The following is a 16,716-nucleotide window of genomic DNA, read 5'->3' as shown; positions in this document are numbered from 1 at the left end:
CCCACGGAGAGAGCAGAAGAGACCGTCGCGTTACTTAACAAGTAACTATCGGTCGGAGAGAGCGGCCAGTTCCCGCGCCAGCCGGCGCACCGCCGCCGCGGGCGTCTCGTGCCCGGTCATCGCGTCGTGCACGACGGCCTGCACCACCAGGCTGACCTGGTCGTAGCGCGGGCTCTTGGGGCGCGGCCGGGCCGCCTGCACGCTGGCGCGCAGGGTCGGCAGATAGGGGAACTCCCGGATCAGCGCGGGGTCGTCGTACAGCGCGGCGCGCACCGGCGGCAGCGCGCCGCGGGTGAGTACCTGGCGCTGCACGGGCGCGCTGGTGAGGTACGCGATCAGCCGCGCGGCCGAGTCGGGGTGCCGTGCATGGGTGTTGACGGCCAGGTTGGAGCCGCCGAGGACGCTGGTCCCCGGCCCGTCGCGCCCCGGCAGCGGTACGGCGCCGACCTTGCCGGCGACCGCCGAGCCCCGGGCCGAGGCGCCGACGTACGCGTACGGCCAGTTGCGCAGGAAGAGCAGGTGGCCGTCCTGGAAGGCCTGCTTGGACTCCTCCTCCGTGTACGTCAGCGAGGCCTTGGGAATCCAGCCCTCCCGCACCCCGCGGGCGAGGAACCCGATGCCCTCGCGGGCCGCCGCGGAGTCGACGGTGACCTTGGCGCCCTCGTCCCCGAGGATGGTGCCGCCGGCCGAGTACACAGCCTCGGCGGCGTTCACGGTGAGCCCCTCGTAGGGCAGGAACTGGCCCGCGTAACCGCCGAGTCCGTACTTCGGCGCGATGGTCTTCGCGTCCTGCTCCAGCTCGGCCCAGGTACGCGGCGGGCGCACCCCCTCCTTGGCGAGGATGTCCGCGCGGTACAGGAGCAGACCGGCGTTGGTGACGTACGGGACCGCATACAACCGTCCGTCGTAGGTCGCCGTGTCGACGACCCGCGGCAGGAAGGTGCCCAGCGGGAAGCGGTCGCGGGGCAGCGGCCGGATCCAGCCCGCCGCCGCGAACTCCGAGGTCCAGGCGACGTCGATGTTGAGGACGTCGAACCGGCTGCGGTCGCCGCCGCGCAGGTCGGTGACCATCTGCGCGTGCGCCTCGTCGGCGGAGTCGGGGAGTTCGACGAGGGTGACCCGCTCGCCGGGGTGGGTGCGGTTCCAGCCCTCCAGGAGCGGGCCGAGATAGCCCGTGAGGTCTCCCGCGGTGGCCACGGTCAGCGGGCCGCGGCCGCCGCCGCCCTGTCCGGGGTGGGCCCCCGAGGCGACGTATCCGGTCATGACCACGACCAGAGCCAGGAGACCCCTACCCGCGGCACGCAACCACCGCATAGGTTCCTCCCTGTGCACCGCGACCGCACGGGGCACCTTCACCCCGAGTCGGAGGCCATGTATACCTGTTAGGTATGGGCGATACTAGGGTGCGGAGCACAATCGGTAGACAGGAGGACTGCACACGTGCGCCTGCCCCTCCTGGCACTCCTCGCGCGCGGTCCGGCCCACGGCTACGAGCTGAAGCAGGACCTTGAGCAACTGCTGGGCTCCGCGTACCCTCAGCCGAACATCGGCCAGGTCTACGTGACCCTGGGCCGCCTGGAGAAGCAGGGGCTGATCGAGGGCGAGGACGTCGAGCAGTCCAGCCGTCCCAACAAGAAGGTCTACCACCTCACCGAGGCCGGGCAGGACGAACTCCGCGCCTGGTTCGAGAAACCCGAGGACGAGCCCCGGGTGCGGGACGAGTTCTTCATGAAGCTGGCGCTCGCTCCGCGGACCGGACTCGCCGACCAGATCGCCCTGATCAACCGGCAGCGGCGGCAGTACCTGACCACCATGCGCAGCCTGTCGAAGCTGGCCGCCGCCGAGAACCGCGACAACCGGATCGCCCATCTGCTGATCGAGGGCGCGATGCTGCACCTGCAGGCCGACCTCGACTGGCTGGAACGGTGCCAGGAGGAACTGGAAGACCTGGCGGGACTGGAAGAGCTGGAATGACTGGAGGAGCTGGAATGAGCGAGACTCCCGCTCCTGCGCTGCGCGCCGAGGGCCCGGCCACTCCTGTGCTGCGCGCCGAGGGCCTGGTCAAGACGCACCACGGCGAGGGCGCCCCGGCCCGTGCCGTACGCGGGGTGGACCTCTCCCTGCGGCCGGGCGAGTTCGTCGCCGTCACCGGTCCGTCCGGGGCCGGCAAGTCGACGCTGCTGCATCTGCTGGGCGGACTGCAGCGGCCGGACGCCGGCAGCGTCTGGCTGGACGGCACCCGCGCGGACGACTGGAGCGAGGCCCGCTGGGCCGTCGAGCGCCGGAAGCGGATCGGGATCGTCTTCCAGTTCTTCAACCTGGTCTCCAACCTGTCGGTCGCCGACAACGTGGAGCTGCCCGCACTGCTCGCCGGTGTCCCCCCGAAGCAGGCACGCGCCAAACGCATCGAACTCCTGGCCGAGCTGGGCCTCGACGGCAAGGACCGCAGCCTCCCGGGCGAACTGTCCGGCGGCGAGCAACAACGCGTCGCGCTGGCCCGCGCCCTGATCAACCATCCCCCGCTCCTCCTCGCCGACGAACCCGCGGGCAGCCTGGACAGCAAGGGCACCCGCGAGGTGATGCGACTCCTTTCCCGCTTCCACGGCCGCGGCCAGACGATCCTGCTGGTCACCCATGACGCCCGGCTGGCCAGCGCCGCGGACCGGGTGATCAGCTTCTTCGACGGCCGGATAGCCGACGACGCGGAACTGGACGGCACGCCCACCCGCGGCACCGGGATATCCGGCGTGCTGGAACTGACGGACTGACGGACCGACATGCGGACGTACGACGTCCCCCGAAGGGGCTGAGCCGTATGCGGGCGACCTTGCGCTGGGCGCACTCCGATCTGCGCACGCACCGCGGCGAGGCACTGTTCCTGGTGCTGGCCACCGTCGGAATCGTCCTGTCGCTTCTCCTTGCAACAGCTCTGTTCGGCTATGCCACCAACCCCTGGGAGCGCGTCTTCGAGCAGAGCCGCGGCGCGCACGTGTGGCTGCACACCGCCCGGTCCGCGCAGCTGTCGAAGCTCACCGGGCTGGGCGGCGTCGAGTCCGAGGCCGGCCCGTACGCCACCGAGACCACCACCCTCACCTCCCACGGCACTCGCGCCGCCGTGGAACTCCGTGCCACCCCCCAGCACCTCACGATCGCCCGCCCCCTCCTCCTCTCCGGCCACTGGCTCGACCCGGCGAACCCCGACGGCGTGGTCCTGGAGAGCCATCTGGCCCGCGCCCTGCTCGCCGAGCCCGGCGACACGCTCACCCTGCTCGGCACCGCCCGCACGGTGACCGTGCTCGGCATCGCCGACAGCGCCGAGCCGCGCTACGACCCGGACGAGCAGCCCGGCCTGGTCTGGGCCCCGCCGTCCGTCGTCCGCACCCCGAACGGCCAGGTCATCGGCCTGCGCCTGACCAACCCCGACGACACGGACTACGCCGTGCAGCGCGCCGTGACCGTCCTGGGCGCCGGCGTGATCGGCGAGGTCGCCACCTGGCAGCAGGCGCGCGCCGAGGCACAGGGCGACAACCGGCTGCTCGGCCAGGTGCTGGGCCTGTTCGGACTGGGCGCGCTGATAGCCGCGGGCCTGGCCGTCCACGGCGCGATCACCACCCGCATCCGCGGCCATCTCCGCGACATCTCCATCCTCAAGGCGATCGGTTTCACCCCGGACCAGGTGGTCCGCGTCTTCCTCCTCCAGCACATCGCGTACGCGCTCCTCGGCGCGGTGACCGCGGCCGCCCTGACCAGGTCCCTGGGCAGCAGGCTCCCCGGCCGCCTGGGCGACGCGATCGCCCTCTGGCAGGGCCTGCCCGGCCACGCGGTGACACTGGTGGCGATCCCCGCCGGCGCGGTGCTGTTCATAGCCGCGACGACAGGCCTGGCAGCCTGGCGTGCGGGCCGGGTTCCACCGGTACCGACGCCACTCCCGTCGGTCCGGGGCGGCGCCGCCACCCCGCTGGTGGGCGGACGCCTCTCGGCCCCCGCCCGCCGCGCGCTGGGCCTGCGGGTACCCCCCGCACTGGTCCTGGGCTGGCACACCGCCTTCGCCCGCCGAACCCGCTCACTCACCACCGTGGCCCGGCTGGCACTCCCCCTCCTCCTCATCGTCGTGGCGATGAGCGCGTGGACCACCATCAGCCGCTTCCACAGCGAACCCGGCCGGATCGGCCTCCCGGCCGCGCTCACCGTCCACGCGGACGCAGGCCTCGACGACCGCGACACCCGCGCCCTGCTGGCCCGTGACCCGCAGGTCGCCGCCGCCTACCCGGGCGTAGAGGTGGCCGCCCTGGTCCCCGGCCAGACGGCCACGATCGCCCTGCGCGGCTTCGGCACCGCCCGCGCCCCCTACCCGTACGCCCTGGCCGAGGGCCGCCCCGCGCGCGGCGCCGACGAGGCGGTGGCCGGCCAGGGCCTGCTCGACCTGCTGGACGTGCGCGTCGGCGACTGGGTACGGATGACCGTCAGCAACCAGCCGCAGATCCTGCACATCGTCGGCCGCAGCATCGAGACGGAGAACGCCGGCCGGGTCATCTCCACGTCCCTGGACACCCTGCGCGAGAACGACCCCACCCTCTACCAGGTCCGACTGCGCCCCGGCACCGACGTACGCCAGGCCGCCGGCCGGTTGACCGCAGCCGGGGACGGCCGCCTGGACGTGCACACCGTGACCAACCCGGCGGACGGCCTCTCCCCCCTACGTGGAGTGGCGGCCGGCGTCATAGCCGTCCTCGCCCTGATCGGCCTGATCGAACTCCTCACCACCATCGGCGGCACGGTGCGCGAGGGCGAACGCGACCTGCTCGCCCTCAAGGCCATCGGCCTCTCCCCCCGCCAGATCACGGCGATCACCGTCACGGCCACCGGCTGCACGGCACTGGCAGCGGTCCTGGCGGGTACGGCCCTGGGCACCCCGCTGGCCCACTGGCTGATCAACACCCAGGGCAGATCGAGCGGCATCGGCGCGGGCATCGCGCAGAGCCCGCCGTTCCTCCTGCTGCTCCTGTTCGGCACGGCGGCGGTCCTGGGCGCGGCGACCCTGTCCGCCCTCCCGGCGACCCGCGCGGCCCGCCGCCGCCTGGCGGACACACTGAGCGCGGCGGCCTGACCGACACGGCCGCCGCCGACCCGCTACCGTCCCGTCCGCCTGGCCGCGCACTCCTGCCGTTACGGCTTCCGCGCAAGCCCACCGTGCTCGGCGACGACCTCCGGAGCGCCCGAACCGGCCTCCGGCCGCCACTCCGTCACCGACACGACACCGGGTTCGACGAGCTCCAGTCCCTCGAAAAACGTGGTGATCTCATCAATGCTGCGCAGGTTGTACGGCACGGCGCCACTGTTGTTGTAGGCGTCCTGAGCCTGCTCGAAGACGGGGTCGATGCCGCGCGACCCGTCGTTGATGGAGAGGTAACTGCCCGAGGGCAGGGCGTCCATCAGCCGGGTGACGATGGAACGGGCCTGGTCGTAGTCGGCGACGTGCCCCAGGATGTTGCTGAGGATGAGCGCGGTGGGACGACCGAAGTCCAGCGTCTTGGCGGCGACCTCGAGAATGCGCTCCGGCTCCGTCACGTCGGCGTCGATGTAGGCGGTTGCGCCCTCCTCGGTGGAGTAGAGCAGCGCACGGGCGTGGGCGAGCACCATCGGATCGTTGTCGACGTAGACGATCCGCGCCTCGGGAGCGAGCCCCTGGGCGACCTCGTGGGTGTTCTGCGCGGTCGGAAGCCCGGTACCGACATCCAGGAACTGCCGGATACCCGCCTCGGCCACGAGATACGCGATGTTGCGCCGCAGGAAGGCCCGGCTGGACCGGGCGATGGTGACGATCCCGGGAAACACCTCGGTGTACGCGTCCCCGGCCGCCTCGTCGACGGGGTAGTTGTCCTTGCCGCCGAGCCAGTAGTTCCAGATACGGGCGGAGTGCGGCACCGACGTGTCGATCTTCTGCTGGTCAGCCGGGTCGGGCGTCGTGGCGGAGTCGCTCATGGGTCGTGTACGTCCTTCGGCCGGGGCGGGGGTCATTCGCGGCACATCTTATGACCGAACTCCCGCTTCTTTCTTACTACTTCATGTCTCTCTTCCTTCTGGTCGGAACAGCGACGCGCGGTCCTCGACCGACCGGCCGTCGAAGCGCACCGCCCTCGGCACGGGCCCTCCGGTATCGGCGGACTGCGATGAGCTGGGACACGGCGACGGGGACTCTCGGTTCAGCTCGCCTCGCGGCCACGTCGCTGCTCGGGGCGGGCAGGCGCAATGATGGTGGGAGCCTGTCCGGGAGGTAGGGGGTTGTCCGCTCCAAGTACTTGGCAGCGCGCCAGTCCGTGCCGGGACCACAGCGCGGCTGTCCACGCACAGAGCAGCGCGTCGATGAGATCTTCCCGATGCTTGTAGTCAGCCGCCTTGTGGGGTGAGGGCTCGGAGAGCAGCCGACGGGAGATCGGGTGGGAGGAGAGCAGGAGGGGCGGATCGGTGGTGGCCAGGCCCGCCATGTGCGCGATCAGCCTGTCGCACTCCGCCGCCCGTACCGCTCGCCACTTCGCCGTCGGAACTCGTGCCGGCCGACGCTTGTACGTGGGGCGTTCCTGGTCGTAGCCCAGCTCGGCGGCTCCGACCAAGGTCGTGTACGGATAGCACTCGGAGAAGACCCGATCGCCGGTCGGCGGTCCGCTTCTGCCGTCGTCGTAGATCCAGCCCGACTCCTGCAGCCATTCCCGTAGCAGCACCCCAGCCCGTCGAGGAGAGCTCTGGTTGGTGCTGTTCGCGCTCACCTTCCAACGGCCGTACCGCCGGCCGACCTCCCGCTCGCACGTCCGCTGGCCAACAGGGTTGTCGACGACCAGCGGTGCGTCGACGAATGCCAGGGTCGATCCGTCGACAGCTGTCCTGGCCAGCCATGACATCGTCTCTTCGAGTCCGCAGGTCCAGCCGCATTCGATCACGACGCCGTGCCTGTCGATGGCGGCTACGCCCGTTTCATTGGGCTTGGCACGGGCTCTGCTCTGCGCCCAGGCGAGGTCGATGCCGATGAACCGTTCAATCCCCATACATCCGTGGTACCAGAGAACCGGCCACCGGCATGGCGCCCACCGTGCCGAGGTGTTCACGGAGCTCTCCGGTGCAGGTGGGACGGCCGCGTACAACGGCACTCGACCGCGTGGTCCCACGGTCCCCGACTTCTGTATCTCCTCAACCGAACGGCACCCTCCCCATCAACTGGTGTCATCGACGAGCCGGGAAGGAACAGAAGTGCGGGAATGGACCTGGCCCTTCCCGGTCGCCGCTACATGATCGGCCGTGAGGCACCCGGCTCCGATAGGGCCGAACGGCCCTTCTTCGCGCCGCTGAACGGACAGGCGCGCCTCACCCCGCACCGCGGCCGCACGCTGCCGGGAACCGACCGGCCCGGGAGCAGCCCCTCACCTGCCACCGATTGCTTTACGAACCCATGACGAGCCCAAGAGGTTCTACGGAACCCTCGCATCCGTATGTCTGTGCGTGCGGGATCCGAAGAACCGGATCAGGAGACACGGTGCTCGTTTCACGAAAGGCGGCGGGAACTCTCTTTGTGGGTGGTGCGCTCGGCATCACCCTCGGCTCCCTCCTCTACCCCGCCATGCTCGGAGTTCAGAAGGTCGGCAGCGCACCCGAGCGGGTCGTCGCCACCCCGGCGACCGGACCGCTGACGGAAGCCGACCGGGATTTCGTGGTCGAAGTGCGCTCGGCCGGACTGTGGGAGTACCCCGTCGGCCAGAAGGCGCTGAAGAAGGGGACCACGAAGGCGGTCAGAAACGCCGGGGCGCATCTGGTCGACGGGGATGCCTCGTTGGACGCCGCCTGCCGCAATGTCGCCAATCAGCTGGGCATCACGCTGCCCAACCAGCCGTCGCCGCAACAGCAGAGCTTCGAGTCCCGGTTGAACGGGGAAAGCGGCAAGCAGTTCGACTCGGACATGGCCACCACCGTGCGCGCGACGAACGGCCAGTTCCTCACCACGATCGCGAGCGTCCGCTCCACCACGAGGAACTCGCTGGTCCGCGCGCTGGCCGACCTGGCCAACGACACCGTCCTGGACCACATCACGGTCGTGGAGAAGACCGGCCTGGTCGACTTCGCCCAGGCCCTCGTCCAGGAAACCACCTCGCCCAATCTTCCGGCCCAGAACCTGACCCCGCCTCCCGCGGTCGCAGGCCAGCCGCAGGTCGTCCTCACTCCGCCGGCGAACAGCACGGCCTCACAGAGTCCGGCGGTGGGATGAGGACCTGGGCCGAGCCGCTACGCCGGCCAAGCCGCCGTAGCGGCTCGGCCCCGGTCTCCCGCCGTCCCCAGCGGCGCGCTGCCGACCACCAGGAGCTGCCTCACCCTCACGGCGGGGTCCAGCGAGTGGGAGCCGGTCAGGATCAGTTTCTTCGTCTACGATCAGGAACCCGGGCCGCTGCGCCGCGTTCGTCCCGGCATCGTCCCCCGTCGCTGCTTCTGCTCGCGCCGCGCCCCGTCCGGAAGTCGTGCGTGAGAGGGCAGCGCTGGACCAAGTCCGCATCCCGGTAGCCGTGTTGGTGTCAATCACGAACCGCGCGGAGCCGGCGGGGTGCACTACCGGCTCTCCTCCCCGCCGGCCCTGGTGGAAACGCACCCCGGCCGTACGGGGTCACCAGGTGTGAGCCACGTCCACCACGAGATGGTTGGCCGTCTGGAAGACCCGGAACGGCAGCCGGGCGCGGACGCCCAGGCCGGCCTGGGTGTAGCCCTCGGAGCCACCCGTGAACTTGAACTCCCGGAAGGTCCGGTACCCGGTGACGTCGACGGACGGAAGCGGCGGGTAGGGCTGTCCGGTCGCCGGGTCGTAGCGCGGGGAGAACAGCGAGATCTCCAGGATGGCTCCGCCCTTGATCGGAACGACGGCGTCGGACGGGTCCTGGTGCAGTACGTCGACATAGTGGACGTAGTAGCCGATCGGGTCGGCCGACGTGCCCTGGGCGTCGAAGACCAGCCGGTCGAAGCACTCGTGCTGTCCGGTCCGCACGTCGGTCAGCCGCCTGGAGGCAACGGAGTCACCGGTCTTGTCCAGGCTTCCCCACGTCACGGCACAGTCCACGGCCGTCGGCGCGGCCACCGCCGGAACCGTGCCGGCCAGCAGGCCACCACCCGCCAGCATCACCGCGGCCAGTGCAGTACCTATCCGTCGCATGACTACCCCCCAGTAGTTCGCGTAGGTGTGTGCCTGTTTAGACCGGCGGCGTTCCGGAAGGTTGTGCGAAGTGGAGCAGTCCATCGCGGCGCAGGGGTCCCTTCCAGCACCAACCGCCCCATGGCAGCACAGCCTTCCGTGCGCCTTCGCCTCCGTTCAAGCCACCAGCCAGCGCAGCGACGGCATCACCGCTTCAGATCAGCGGGCGCACAACAGCCGAGCGGAAGGGCACAGACGCCTCCGCCTTCCACCGGAAGACCGGCCGCCTGCGCATCCCGCTTTCCTGCCACCACTCCTCTCCGTGCGGACCCGCGTGGGGGAGCCCGCCGTCGCCGGACAGCAGGACCCGTTCGTTCGGCCAGGCCGGGGTGACGACTTCCAGGGTCCAGCCGTCTTCGGTGGTGGTGTGCAGCCCGCCGCCGAAGAGCCCGGCGATGCGTACGCGGCTTCCGGTGATCGGCCCAAGCCCGGGGCAGGACAGGTCGGCGACTGCGTCGGGGGTGCTGTCCTCGGGAGCGGGGTCGCGGTCCCTTGCGATCTTCTCGCCGGTGACGGCGTCGAAGAGACCGTGCCCGTCGTGGGAGACGACCATCACCAGATCGTGACCGGTGTCGGGGTCCGTCGCGAAGCCGATCCCGAGCAGTCCGCCGACAGGGACGCCGTACTCGTACTCGAAGACGGGCCGCCAGGGTTCGGGCGCGGGCACCACCGGGGCCGTGAGAAGCCGGTTCCGCATCTCCCGCTGGTATGCGGAGAGTTCGGAGAGTTCGGGCTCATGATCGGACTGCCCGGCCGGGGGCGTCTCCTTCGTCCACTTCATCACGGGACCATGATCCTCGCCTCGAAAGGCCGGCCCGAGGACGACCCCGGTCCACAGTTCGGGCGCAGCCCGCAGCCACCGTCATCGGGATGGGCGCCCGCCTTGCTTGACGGGCGGTACGTTCTACCCGGCGGACGGCTACCACCAGCAGTATCTTGACCGCTACGTCAACGGCCACGGTGAACCGGCGTTTCCTGTCCGATCGGTGTGGCTCCAGCCAAGGGGTGAGTTTCGCCATCGACCCTGCTCTCCTGGCGGCTTTGTGGAGGGAACGGCATCCGTCGGGCCCTCCCGTCGCTCACACGTTCCGCACCAGGTACGCGGATCGCTGGGTGCGCTTCCACAGCCTCCCCGGCTCGAAGCGCTACCCGGAGTCCGAGGACGAGTACGCGATCGTGCTGGACCGGTACAACACGATCCTCGACGAGTTGTTCGCGGACACGGACGTGTTCGTGGTGACCATGGACTGGTCGGACACACCGACCGGGCCCGCGGGCTACCCGACTCCACGACTGATGCTGCACCCCGACGGAATCCGCTGGTGGACCGAGTCGGACCAGGACGACCCCGACCCGGTGAACCACACCCACACACGTCTGTACGCCGACCAGCGCCGGTGGAACCGCGGATGCCTCGACGGGCTGTTGCGAGCCGTCGCGGACGAGGCGCTCGTCGAAGTCTTCGTTGCCGACACGGAACTGCGGCGCATCCACCATCCCTACGACGGCGGCGCGGACGTCATCCTTGTCACGCCTGCAGAGCGTGACGGTGTGCGTGACCGACACGCGGACTGGCTTTCCAGCCACCCGGCCGGCCTCTGAGAGCCGCGCGGGCCCCCTTTCCCCGGCCGACCGCGCAGGAGTCTGTGAGCGCTGCCTGATGACTCACGTCATGCCTCGCTCACACACCACTGCGACGGCTGGAGAAGCAGCTTCAGTGCCCACCGTATGTTCACACGGTGATCGCCGACGGCTGCGTGGGCCGTTGCTCGGAGCGCGCGCCGGTGTCACAGGCCCGCCAGGGCGAGGATTTGGTGCATGTGCCGGGGCGGCAGGTCGGGATTGCCGGCTGCGGCGGTAGCGACCGATAGTAGGTCGCGCAGGCTCCTGCGCGCACCGCGTCCTCGGGATCCGTCAGCAGGAGCCGACGCACCGGTTGGGGGGCCTGTGTCCACCATTGGGCAAGCGTCGCCCTGATTTTCGGCTCCGGGTCGGCCGCCAGCCGTGCACGCAGATCCGCCGGTACATGATCGCCCTCCGCCAGGTGCTCGCGCACCCGCACGTCGGGGTCGCAGAGCAGCTGCTCGAACAGCTCTCGCGGTGCGCCGTCCGCACCGACCACCAGGGCCGCGCGCACCCCCGGATCCGGGTGCTCGGCAAGTCGCATTCGGAAGGCATGGGGGAGGCTGGGGTTGAGCGCGAGCGAATGCGTGAGCCGGCGATCGTCAACGGCGATGATCTCGGCGATCATGTCGTCGGTCAGGTCCGGGCGCTTGGCAACGCTGCCAATGCCCCTGCGGTAGGCGAAGAGGCGGCGGACGAGCTCGGGCGGTAACGCGGGATTCCCCGCGAGTCCCTCCACCACCTTGTCGAGGTGAACCGGCACCGGCATGGCGTCCGACAAGGCAAACGGCCCTTCTGGCTCGGCGAGCTGACCGCCGAGTCTCTCACGCGAAGTCCGCTCACTGGCGTGTACGCGATGCGCTGCCAGCGTTCGGGCGTCGGCTGACGGGGGCGGCGAGGAGCCTTTCCCGCATCCCCCGCCGGTACGCGGAAAGCTTCGGCCCGGCGTCCAGCCGTTCGACCGGAGCCTCCTTCTTCATCCGCTTCATCACGCAGTCGTGATCCACACATCCGGGTTCACCCAAGCGGATTGGCCAAGGCCAGGGGCCAGATGCATGGCCCTTGCCTCCGTCACCGACCGCGCACCTCGGACGCCCACGTACCCGCCTTGTGAACTTCCGGTCCCTCGACGTGTGTGGCACCGGCCGCGTACAGCAGCCACAGCAGCTCAAGGGAGCCGAAGAAGGACTCCCCCCAGCTGTCGACCCAGACGCGGAGCCGTGCCGGCCCCACCCGGACGATGTCCCAGAACTCCCAGCCGCGAGAATCCTCTTCCGGGTCGAACCGGTAGATCCAGTTCTGCGAGGACCAAGGGCCTCCGCCGCTACGGTCCACGTAGGCGGTGCGGCCGTGTCGGGCGAATTCCTGTGGCGGCGTCTCACCGCCCTGGACGGAGACCGTCTTGAACCAGTCGGGGAACCCGTCCGTCGGCAGATCTTCATCGCCGAACTCCGCCGTGCAGGCCAGGTGGAGGGCGGCCGACAGGACGCGACGTACGCGTAGCGCGTACGCCTCGGGGGTCCCCTCGAGTACATCGACAGTGAAAGCGGCCAGAACCGGCGGAGCCGACTCGATCGCGGGGCGCTGCCGAACGCGGTCCAGTTCGGCAGCGACACTCTCCTCGCTGTGAATCATCGCACGATCCTATCTTTCCTGTACGGCACCTCCTGATCCATTGATGATGTTGTCGCGGAGTTCATTGAGGAGCTCGGCCGGAATTCCGTAGAGGCCCTTCCCCTTGGCCGGATCGGAGATTTCCGGGTACTCCTGGAGCAGATCTTTCCATTCCGTGCGGGTGAAGAAGAACGTCGGAGGGCGGCAGCACCGACAATTCGACCCGTTCATGTGATCCAACCTCGGTGTAGTGTGGGGCGCCGCGGACCGATTGGAAGCACAAGTGACGCACTACTCTGACCTTTCCCTGTATGATTTCGATTTCTACTCCGAGCCGGAAGGCCTGACCGTCGGATGGCTCGAAGGGGATCAGGAGTTCACTACGGGGGATGTCTCCGCTGACGATTTGGCGATTCTGGCCGATATTGGCCGGCTCAAACAGAAAAAGAGCCGCGGCTATCATTACTGCACAATCTGCACAGAAAAGACTGATCGCTATGCCGAATCACCCAGGTTCGGCACCAGGTACCAGCTCGGCAGTGCGGAAATCAGGGTCGTTTCCGATGACGGCACTCTCTATGTGGCCCCAAACTTGATCATTCATTACATTTCCGATCATGGATACCTCCCGCCGGCGGAGTTCATCTCGGCGGTCCGTGTAGACGCCCGTCGTCGTTGGCCGGTGAGTTAGAGCATCGGATCGTGATCAATCTGCGGGATTCGCCTTGCCCCGCCGACGGGCTGGCCGAGCGGCAGCCGCCACCGGTGGCCTCGGCTCCCCAGTCTGGAGCGCTTGGGAGCCAGCCCAATCAGCCAGCCGAACCTGATGGGCAGTACAGCCCCTCCCACGCCACGCCCGCAGTTTCTGGCAGGGCGGCCATCCGCCCGGCGGCCCCTCCGGCGCCGGCCAGTACGGCGTTCCCGTTCATGCCCGACGGTCCTGCGCCCCACCGTGGTCGGCACCCCGCAGGTCGTGGAAGCCGGCACTGCCGCAGAAGCTCAACTGCGGCCAGGCGTTACGGGACAGCCTTTGTGGGGTGTTGAGGGCTGATCGGGTGTGGGTGGAGACGTTCACGGGGCTGCGGTTGACGCAGTTCTCGGGTCTGTTGAAGGTGGTGCGGGAGCGGGGGGGCAACGGCACGCTGCGGGGCCGGCCGTGGTCTCTGCCGCCGGCCGGACTGCTCTTCGGTGCTGCATCCGGTGTCGCGTTCGGTCTGACCGATGGGCCTGCAGCAGGCTCGGTAGCTGCTCTGCTCTTTGCGATCTGGGGAAGCGTCGGGCTGACCCTGCATGGACTGGGCCACAGCAGCAGGGATACTGCGGTTGTCCGGCCCCGCCTACCAATTCCGTGATCGTGACCGTCACGAAATTCCGTCCAGACCCCCGCCAATTCTGCGGGACAGGGCGGGATGCCGACACATCCCGCCCTGTCCTGCAGCCTCAGCCTCGCTTCATGCAGGTGTCCACCACCTCGCCGAAGCGGACGACCATCTCGTCGATGTCGGCCTCGGTGACGATGAACGGCGGCGCGAACAGGACGTGGTTCCCGATCTCACCGTCGACCGTGCCGTGACCGGGGTAGAGCAGCAGTCCTTTCCTGAAGCCCTCCTGCTTGAGCGCCGAGGTCAAGGCGGCACCGCCGGTCGACGGCTCACGCGTCTCGCGGTCCTTGACGAATTCGACGCCGGCGAACAGGCCCCGGCCACGGATGTCACCGACATGGGGCGAGTCGGCGAACCGCTTCTCCAGGCGCTCCTGCAACTGCCGGCCCCGTTCCCTGACATTCGCCAGCAGATCGTCGTCGACGATCGTCCGCTGGACGGCCAGAGCGATCGCGCAGGCCAACGGATGGTTCACATGGGTCTGCCCGTTCTGGAGAACGCCCGAGCCCGCGCCGAGTGCGTCGTGGATCCGGTCCGAGACCAGCACCGCCGCGATGGGCATGTACCCCGCGGCCAGCCCCTTGCCCACCGTCACGAGATCGGGGACGACACCGTCCTCGAGGTAGGCGTAGTGGTGCCCGGTTCGCCCCATTCCGGCCATCACCTCGTCGAGGAGCAGGAGAACGCCGTGCCGCTCGCACACCTCCTTGACCCGCCGAAGGTATCCGGGCACCGCCGGCACGGCACCGTTGGTCGAACCGACCACGGTCTCGGCGACGAAAGCCGCAACCCGGTGGGCACCGGTCTCGACGATCTTCGCCTCAAGCTCGTCCGCCAGTCTCTGGGCGTATTCCTCGACGGATTCCGAGGGCTGCCTGTCCCGGTACTCATAGCAAGGGGACACGAACTCGGCAGGTCCCAGGACCGGCTCGAACACCGAACGCCGCTGCCCGTTGCCGGAGATGGCGAGCATGCCGAGCGTACTGCCGTGGTAGCTCTGCCGGCGTGAGATGACGATGCGCCGGTCGGGCTCACCGTTCTCGTGGTGGTATTGGTAGACGATCTTCAGGGCCAGTTCCATGACCTCCGATCCGCCGCTGAGGAACTGGACCTTCGTAAGTCCGTTCGACCACGAGGCCAGGAGCCCGGCCAGCTCCTCCGCCGGAGCCGTCGTGAAGCTTCCCGCGTGGGCCCAGCTCAGGTTCCGGGCCTCGCGTTCGAACGCTTCCGCCACCGCGTGATGACGGTGTCCCAGGCTGGAAACAGCCACACCGCCGCACGTGTCGAGATACCGGTTGCCCGTGCGGTCCTCCAGCCAGACACCCACACCGGTGTCCGCCCACAGCGGCTGCTTGTTGATGTTCTTGTAAATGATGTTGGACATCACAGATCCCAGGCGGACTCGGCGTGGTGGACTCGCGTCCCGAACGGCGACGACTGGGTCAGCCGGCGCACGACGAAGGTCGGTAGATATCCGACGACGAACAGGACCTGCGACTGGAGTCGCGCGAACATGGTTTCTCCTTGTTACGGGTGAACGTCGTTACTGGTGACCGTCCAAGCCGACGGACCACTCCGGCGGCCAGTGCCCCGCCCCCTAGTCCAGGGGGATCTGCTCGCGCCAGTCGACGGCCTCGCTGAATTCCGGCTGGTCCTCCTTGCGCAGCACGAAGCGGCCCAGCACCAGGACGTCCATTCCCGTGCGCATGAAGCAGGTATAGGCCTCTTCCGGAGTACGCACGATGGGCTCGCCGCGCACATTGAACGACGTGTTGACCAGGACAGAGCAGCCGGTCTTGTCCTTGAACGCGCGCAGCAGTTGCGTGAAGGGGGCGTTGCGCCCCTCGTCCAGGGTCTGCACCCGGGCGGAGAGGTCGACGTGCGTGATCGCGGGCAGTTCCGACCGCACGTCGTTGATGCGCCCCAGGCTCCGGGACGCGCCTTCCGACGTGAGCGACGCCCCCGCCAGAACGTTCTCCGCCACCTGCGACACGATCAGCATGTAAGGGCTGTCCATGTCGGTGTCGAAGTATTTGCTGACATCCTCTTTCAGGACCGCCGGAGCGAACGGGCGGAAAGACTCACGGAACTTGATCTTCAAGTTCATGGTCTTCTGCATTTCCGCGTTACGCGGGTCGCCGAGAATCGACCGGGCACCCAGTGCCCGCGGACCGTACTCCATCCTGCCCTGGAACCAGCCGACCACAGCGCCGGAGGCGAGATGGCCGGCGGTCACGTCGAGCATCTCGCTCTCCGTGCATTCCTTGAAGACGTAACCATGATCGGTGAGGAAGTCGCGGATCTCCTCGTCGGAGAATTCGGGTCCGAGCAGCGACCCGCTCATTCCGTCGGTCCCGTTCCCGAGATGCGGACGGCCCGAACGGGGAACCGCGACGCTGAGCGCGGCGCCGACCGCGCACCCGGCGTCGCCCGCGGCAGGCTGCACCCAGATGTCCTCGAACAGACCCGACCTGCTGAGCGTGCCGTTGGCCACGCAGTTGAGGGCCACGCCTCCCGCCAGGCAGAGATTCCGCTCGCCGGTGAGCTGTTGCGCGCGCCTGGCCAGGCCGTACACCGCTTCCTCGGTGACCTTCTGGACCGACGCGGCCAGGTCGCATTCACGCTGGCTCAGTGGACTCTCGGGTTGCCTGATGGGGGCACCGAACAGCTCTTCGAAAGCGGGGCCGACCATGCGCTGCCCCTGGAGGAATTCGAAGTAGCGCATGTCGAGGGTGAACGAGCCATCGTCCCGGAGATTGATCAACTCTCGTCGGATCAGGTCGGCATAGACCGGTTCTCCGTAGGGCGCAAGGCCCATCAGCTTGTATTCACCGGGGTCCACCTTGAAACCGCAGAAGTAGGTGAAGGCGGGATACA

General features: G+C 68.8%; 16 protein-coding genes and 1 pseudogene. 7 read left to right on the top strand and 10 right to left on the bottom strand.

Annotation, left to right across the window (positions count from 1 at the left end):
* Positions 1-45 precede the first annotated feature (45 nt).
* A complete protein-coding gene (locus tag KVT45_RS50985; RefSeq protein WP_217561239.1) occupies positions 46-1,314 on the bottom strand; it encodes an ABC transporter substrate-binding protein in 1,269 nt (422 codons plus the stop codon).
* Between the two features lie 126 nt (positions 1,315-1,440).
* Here KVT45_RS50985 and KVT45_RS50980 point away from each other — a divergent pair, with 126 nt between their 5' ends.
* The 3 genes from KVT45_RS50980 to KVT45_RS50970 are packed head-to-tail and all read left to right on the top strand — an operon-like array spanning position 1,441 to position 5,107.
* Positions 1,441-1,974, top strand: coding sequence for a PadR family transcriptional regulator (locus KVT45_RS50980; protein WP_217561237.1), 534 nt, complete (start codon positions 1,441-1,443; stop codon positions 1,972-1,974).
* 14 nt (positions 1,975-1,988) lie between these two features.
* On the top strand, positions 1,989-2,768 hold the full coding sequence (locus tag KVT45_RS50975) for an ABC transporter ATP-binding protein (protein WP_217561235.1): 780 nt from the start codon (positions 1,989-1,991) through the stop codon (positions 2,766-2,768).
* A gap of 47 nt (positions 2,769-2,815) precedes the next feature.
* Positions 2,816-5,107, top strand: a complete 2,292-nt coding sequence (locus KVT45_RS50970) for an FtsX-like permease family protein (protein WP_217561233.1) — start codon at positions 2,816-2,818, stop codon at positions 5,105-5,107.
* A 59-nt stretch (positions 5,108-5,166) separates the two neighbouring features.
* Here the strand turns inward: KVT45_RS50970 and KVT45_RS50965 are convergent, their stop codons facing one another.
* Together KVT45_RS50965 and KVT45_RS50960 are read right to left on the bottom strand one after the other, a co-directional pair.
* A complete protein-coding gene (locus tag KVT45_RS50965; protein ID WP_217561231.1) occupies positions 5,167-5,982 on the bottom strand; it encodes an SAM-dependent methyltransferase in 816 nt (271 codons plus the stop codon).
* A gap of 221 nt (positions 5,983-6,203) precedes the next feature.
* Positions 6,204-7,040 (bottom strand): DUF429 domain-containing protein, encoded by an 837-nt coding sequence (locus tag KVT45_RS50960; protein WP_217561229.1) that lies wholly within the window; start codon positions 7,038-7,040, stop codon positions 6,204-6,206.
* Positions 7,041-7,561: 521 nt separating this feature from the next.
* On the opposite strand from KVT45_RS50960, the gene KVT45_RS50955 reads away from it, so the two are divergent.
* Positions 7,562-8,251 carry a DUF4142 domain-containing protein gene (locus tag KVT45_RS50955; RefSeq protein ID WP_217561261.1) on the top strand — a complete coding sequence of 230 codons (690 nt, stop codon included), beginning with the start codon at positions 7,562-7,564 and terminating at the stop codon, positions 8,249-8,251.
* 390 nt (positions 8,252-8,641) lie between these two features.
* On the opposite strand, the gene KVT45_RS50950 is transcribed toward KVT45_RS50955, so the two are convergent.
* A complete protein-coding gene (locus KVT45_RS50950; RefSeq protein ID WP_254648567.1) occupies positions 8,642-9,181 on the bottom strand; it encodes a hypothetical protein in 540 nt (179 codons plus the stop codon).
* Positions 9,182-9,374: 193 nt separating this feature from the next.
* The gene (locus KVT45_RS50945; protein ID WP_308311126.1) at positions 9,375-10,004 is read right to left on the bottom strand and encodes a hypothetical protein; all 630 of its coding nucleotides are present in this window, start codon (positions 10,002-10,004) and stop codon (positions 9,375-9,377) included.
* Between the two features lie 329 nt (positions 10,005-10,333).
* Between KVT45_RS50945 and KVT45_RS50940 the strand changes: the two genes are divergently transcribed.
* Positions 10,334-10,822: a hypothetical protein gene (locus KVT45_RS50940; protein ID WP_217561227.1), complete on the top strand. Its 489-nt coding sequence runs from the start codon at positions 10,334-10,336 to the stop codon at positions 10,820-10,822.
* Between the two features lie 130 nt (positions 10,823-10,952).
* Here the strand turns inward: KVT45_RS50940 and KVT45_RS50935 are convergent, their stop codons facing one another.
* A complete protein-coding gene (locus KVT45_RS50935; protein ID WP_254648565.1) occupies positions 10,953-11,624 on the bottom strand; it encodes a HEAT repeat domain-containing protein in 672 nt (223 codons plus the stop codon).
* A 290-nt stretch (positions 11,625-11,914) separates the two neighbouring features.
* Positions 11,915-12,478 (bottom strand): hypothetical protein, encoded by a 564-nt coding sequence (locus KVT45_RS50930; RefSeq protein WP_217561225.1) that lies wholly within the window; start codon positions 12,476-12,478, stop codon positions 11,915-11,917.
* A gap of 262 nt (positions 12,479-12,740) precedes the next feature.
* Between KVT45_RS50930 and KVT45_RS50925 the strand changes: the two genes are divergently transcribed.
* Both KVT45_RS50925 and KVT45_RS58565 read left to right on the top strand, forming a co-directional pair.
* A complete protein-coding gene (locus tag KVT45_RS50925; RefSeq protein WP_217561224.1) occupies positions 12,741-13,148 on the top strand; it encodes a hypothetical protein in 408 nt (135 codons plus the stop codon).
* Positions 13,149-13,443: 295 nt separating this feature from the next.
* Positions 13,444-13,632 (top strand): annotated as a pseudogene (locus tag KVT45_RS58565) (hypothetical protein); the annotation flags it as partial.
* A 265-nt stretch (positions 13,633-13,897) separates the two neighbouring features.
* Here KVT45_RS58565 and KVT45_RS50920 read toward each other — a convergent pair.
* The 3 genes from KVT45_RS50920 to KVT45_RS50915 form a co-directional block, all read right to left on the bottom strand.
* A complete protein-coding gene (locus KVT45_RS50920; RefSeq protein WP_217561222.1) occupies positions 13,898-15,223 on the bottom strand; it encodes an aspartate aminotransferase family protein in 1,326 nt (441 codons plus the stop codon).
* On the bottom strand, positions 15,223-15,354 hold the full coding sequence (locus KVT45_RS57935) for a hypothetical protein (RefSeq protein WP_302832680.1): 132 nt from the start codon (positions 15,352-15,354) through the stop codon (positions 15,223-15,225). Before KVT45_RS57935 ends, KVT45_RS50920 begins: the two co-directional genes overlap by 1 nt.
* Before the next feature lie 82 nt (positions 15,355-15,436).
* On the bottom strand, positions 15,437-16,716 hold a 1,280-nt coding region (locus KVT45_RS50915; RefSeq protein WP_217561220.1), incomplete at its 5' end, for a carbamoyltransferase C-terminal domain-containing protein.

The sequence above is a fragment of the Streptomyces sp. GbtcB6 genome (assembly GCF_019091475.1).
GTDB lineage: Bacteria > Actinomycetota > Actinomycetes > Streptomycetales > Streptomycetaceae > Streptomyces > Streptomyces hyaluromycini.
Note: the sequence above shows the minus strand (reverse complement) of the source record. Positions and strands in the feature narration are given on the sequence as shown.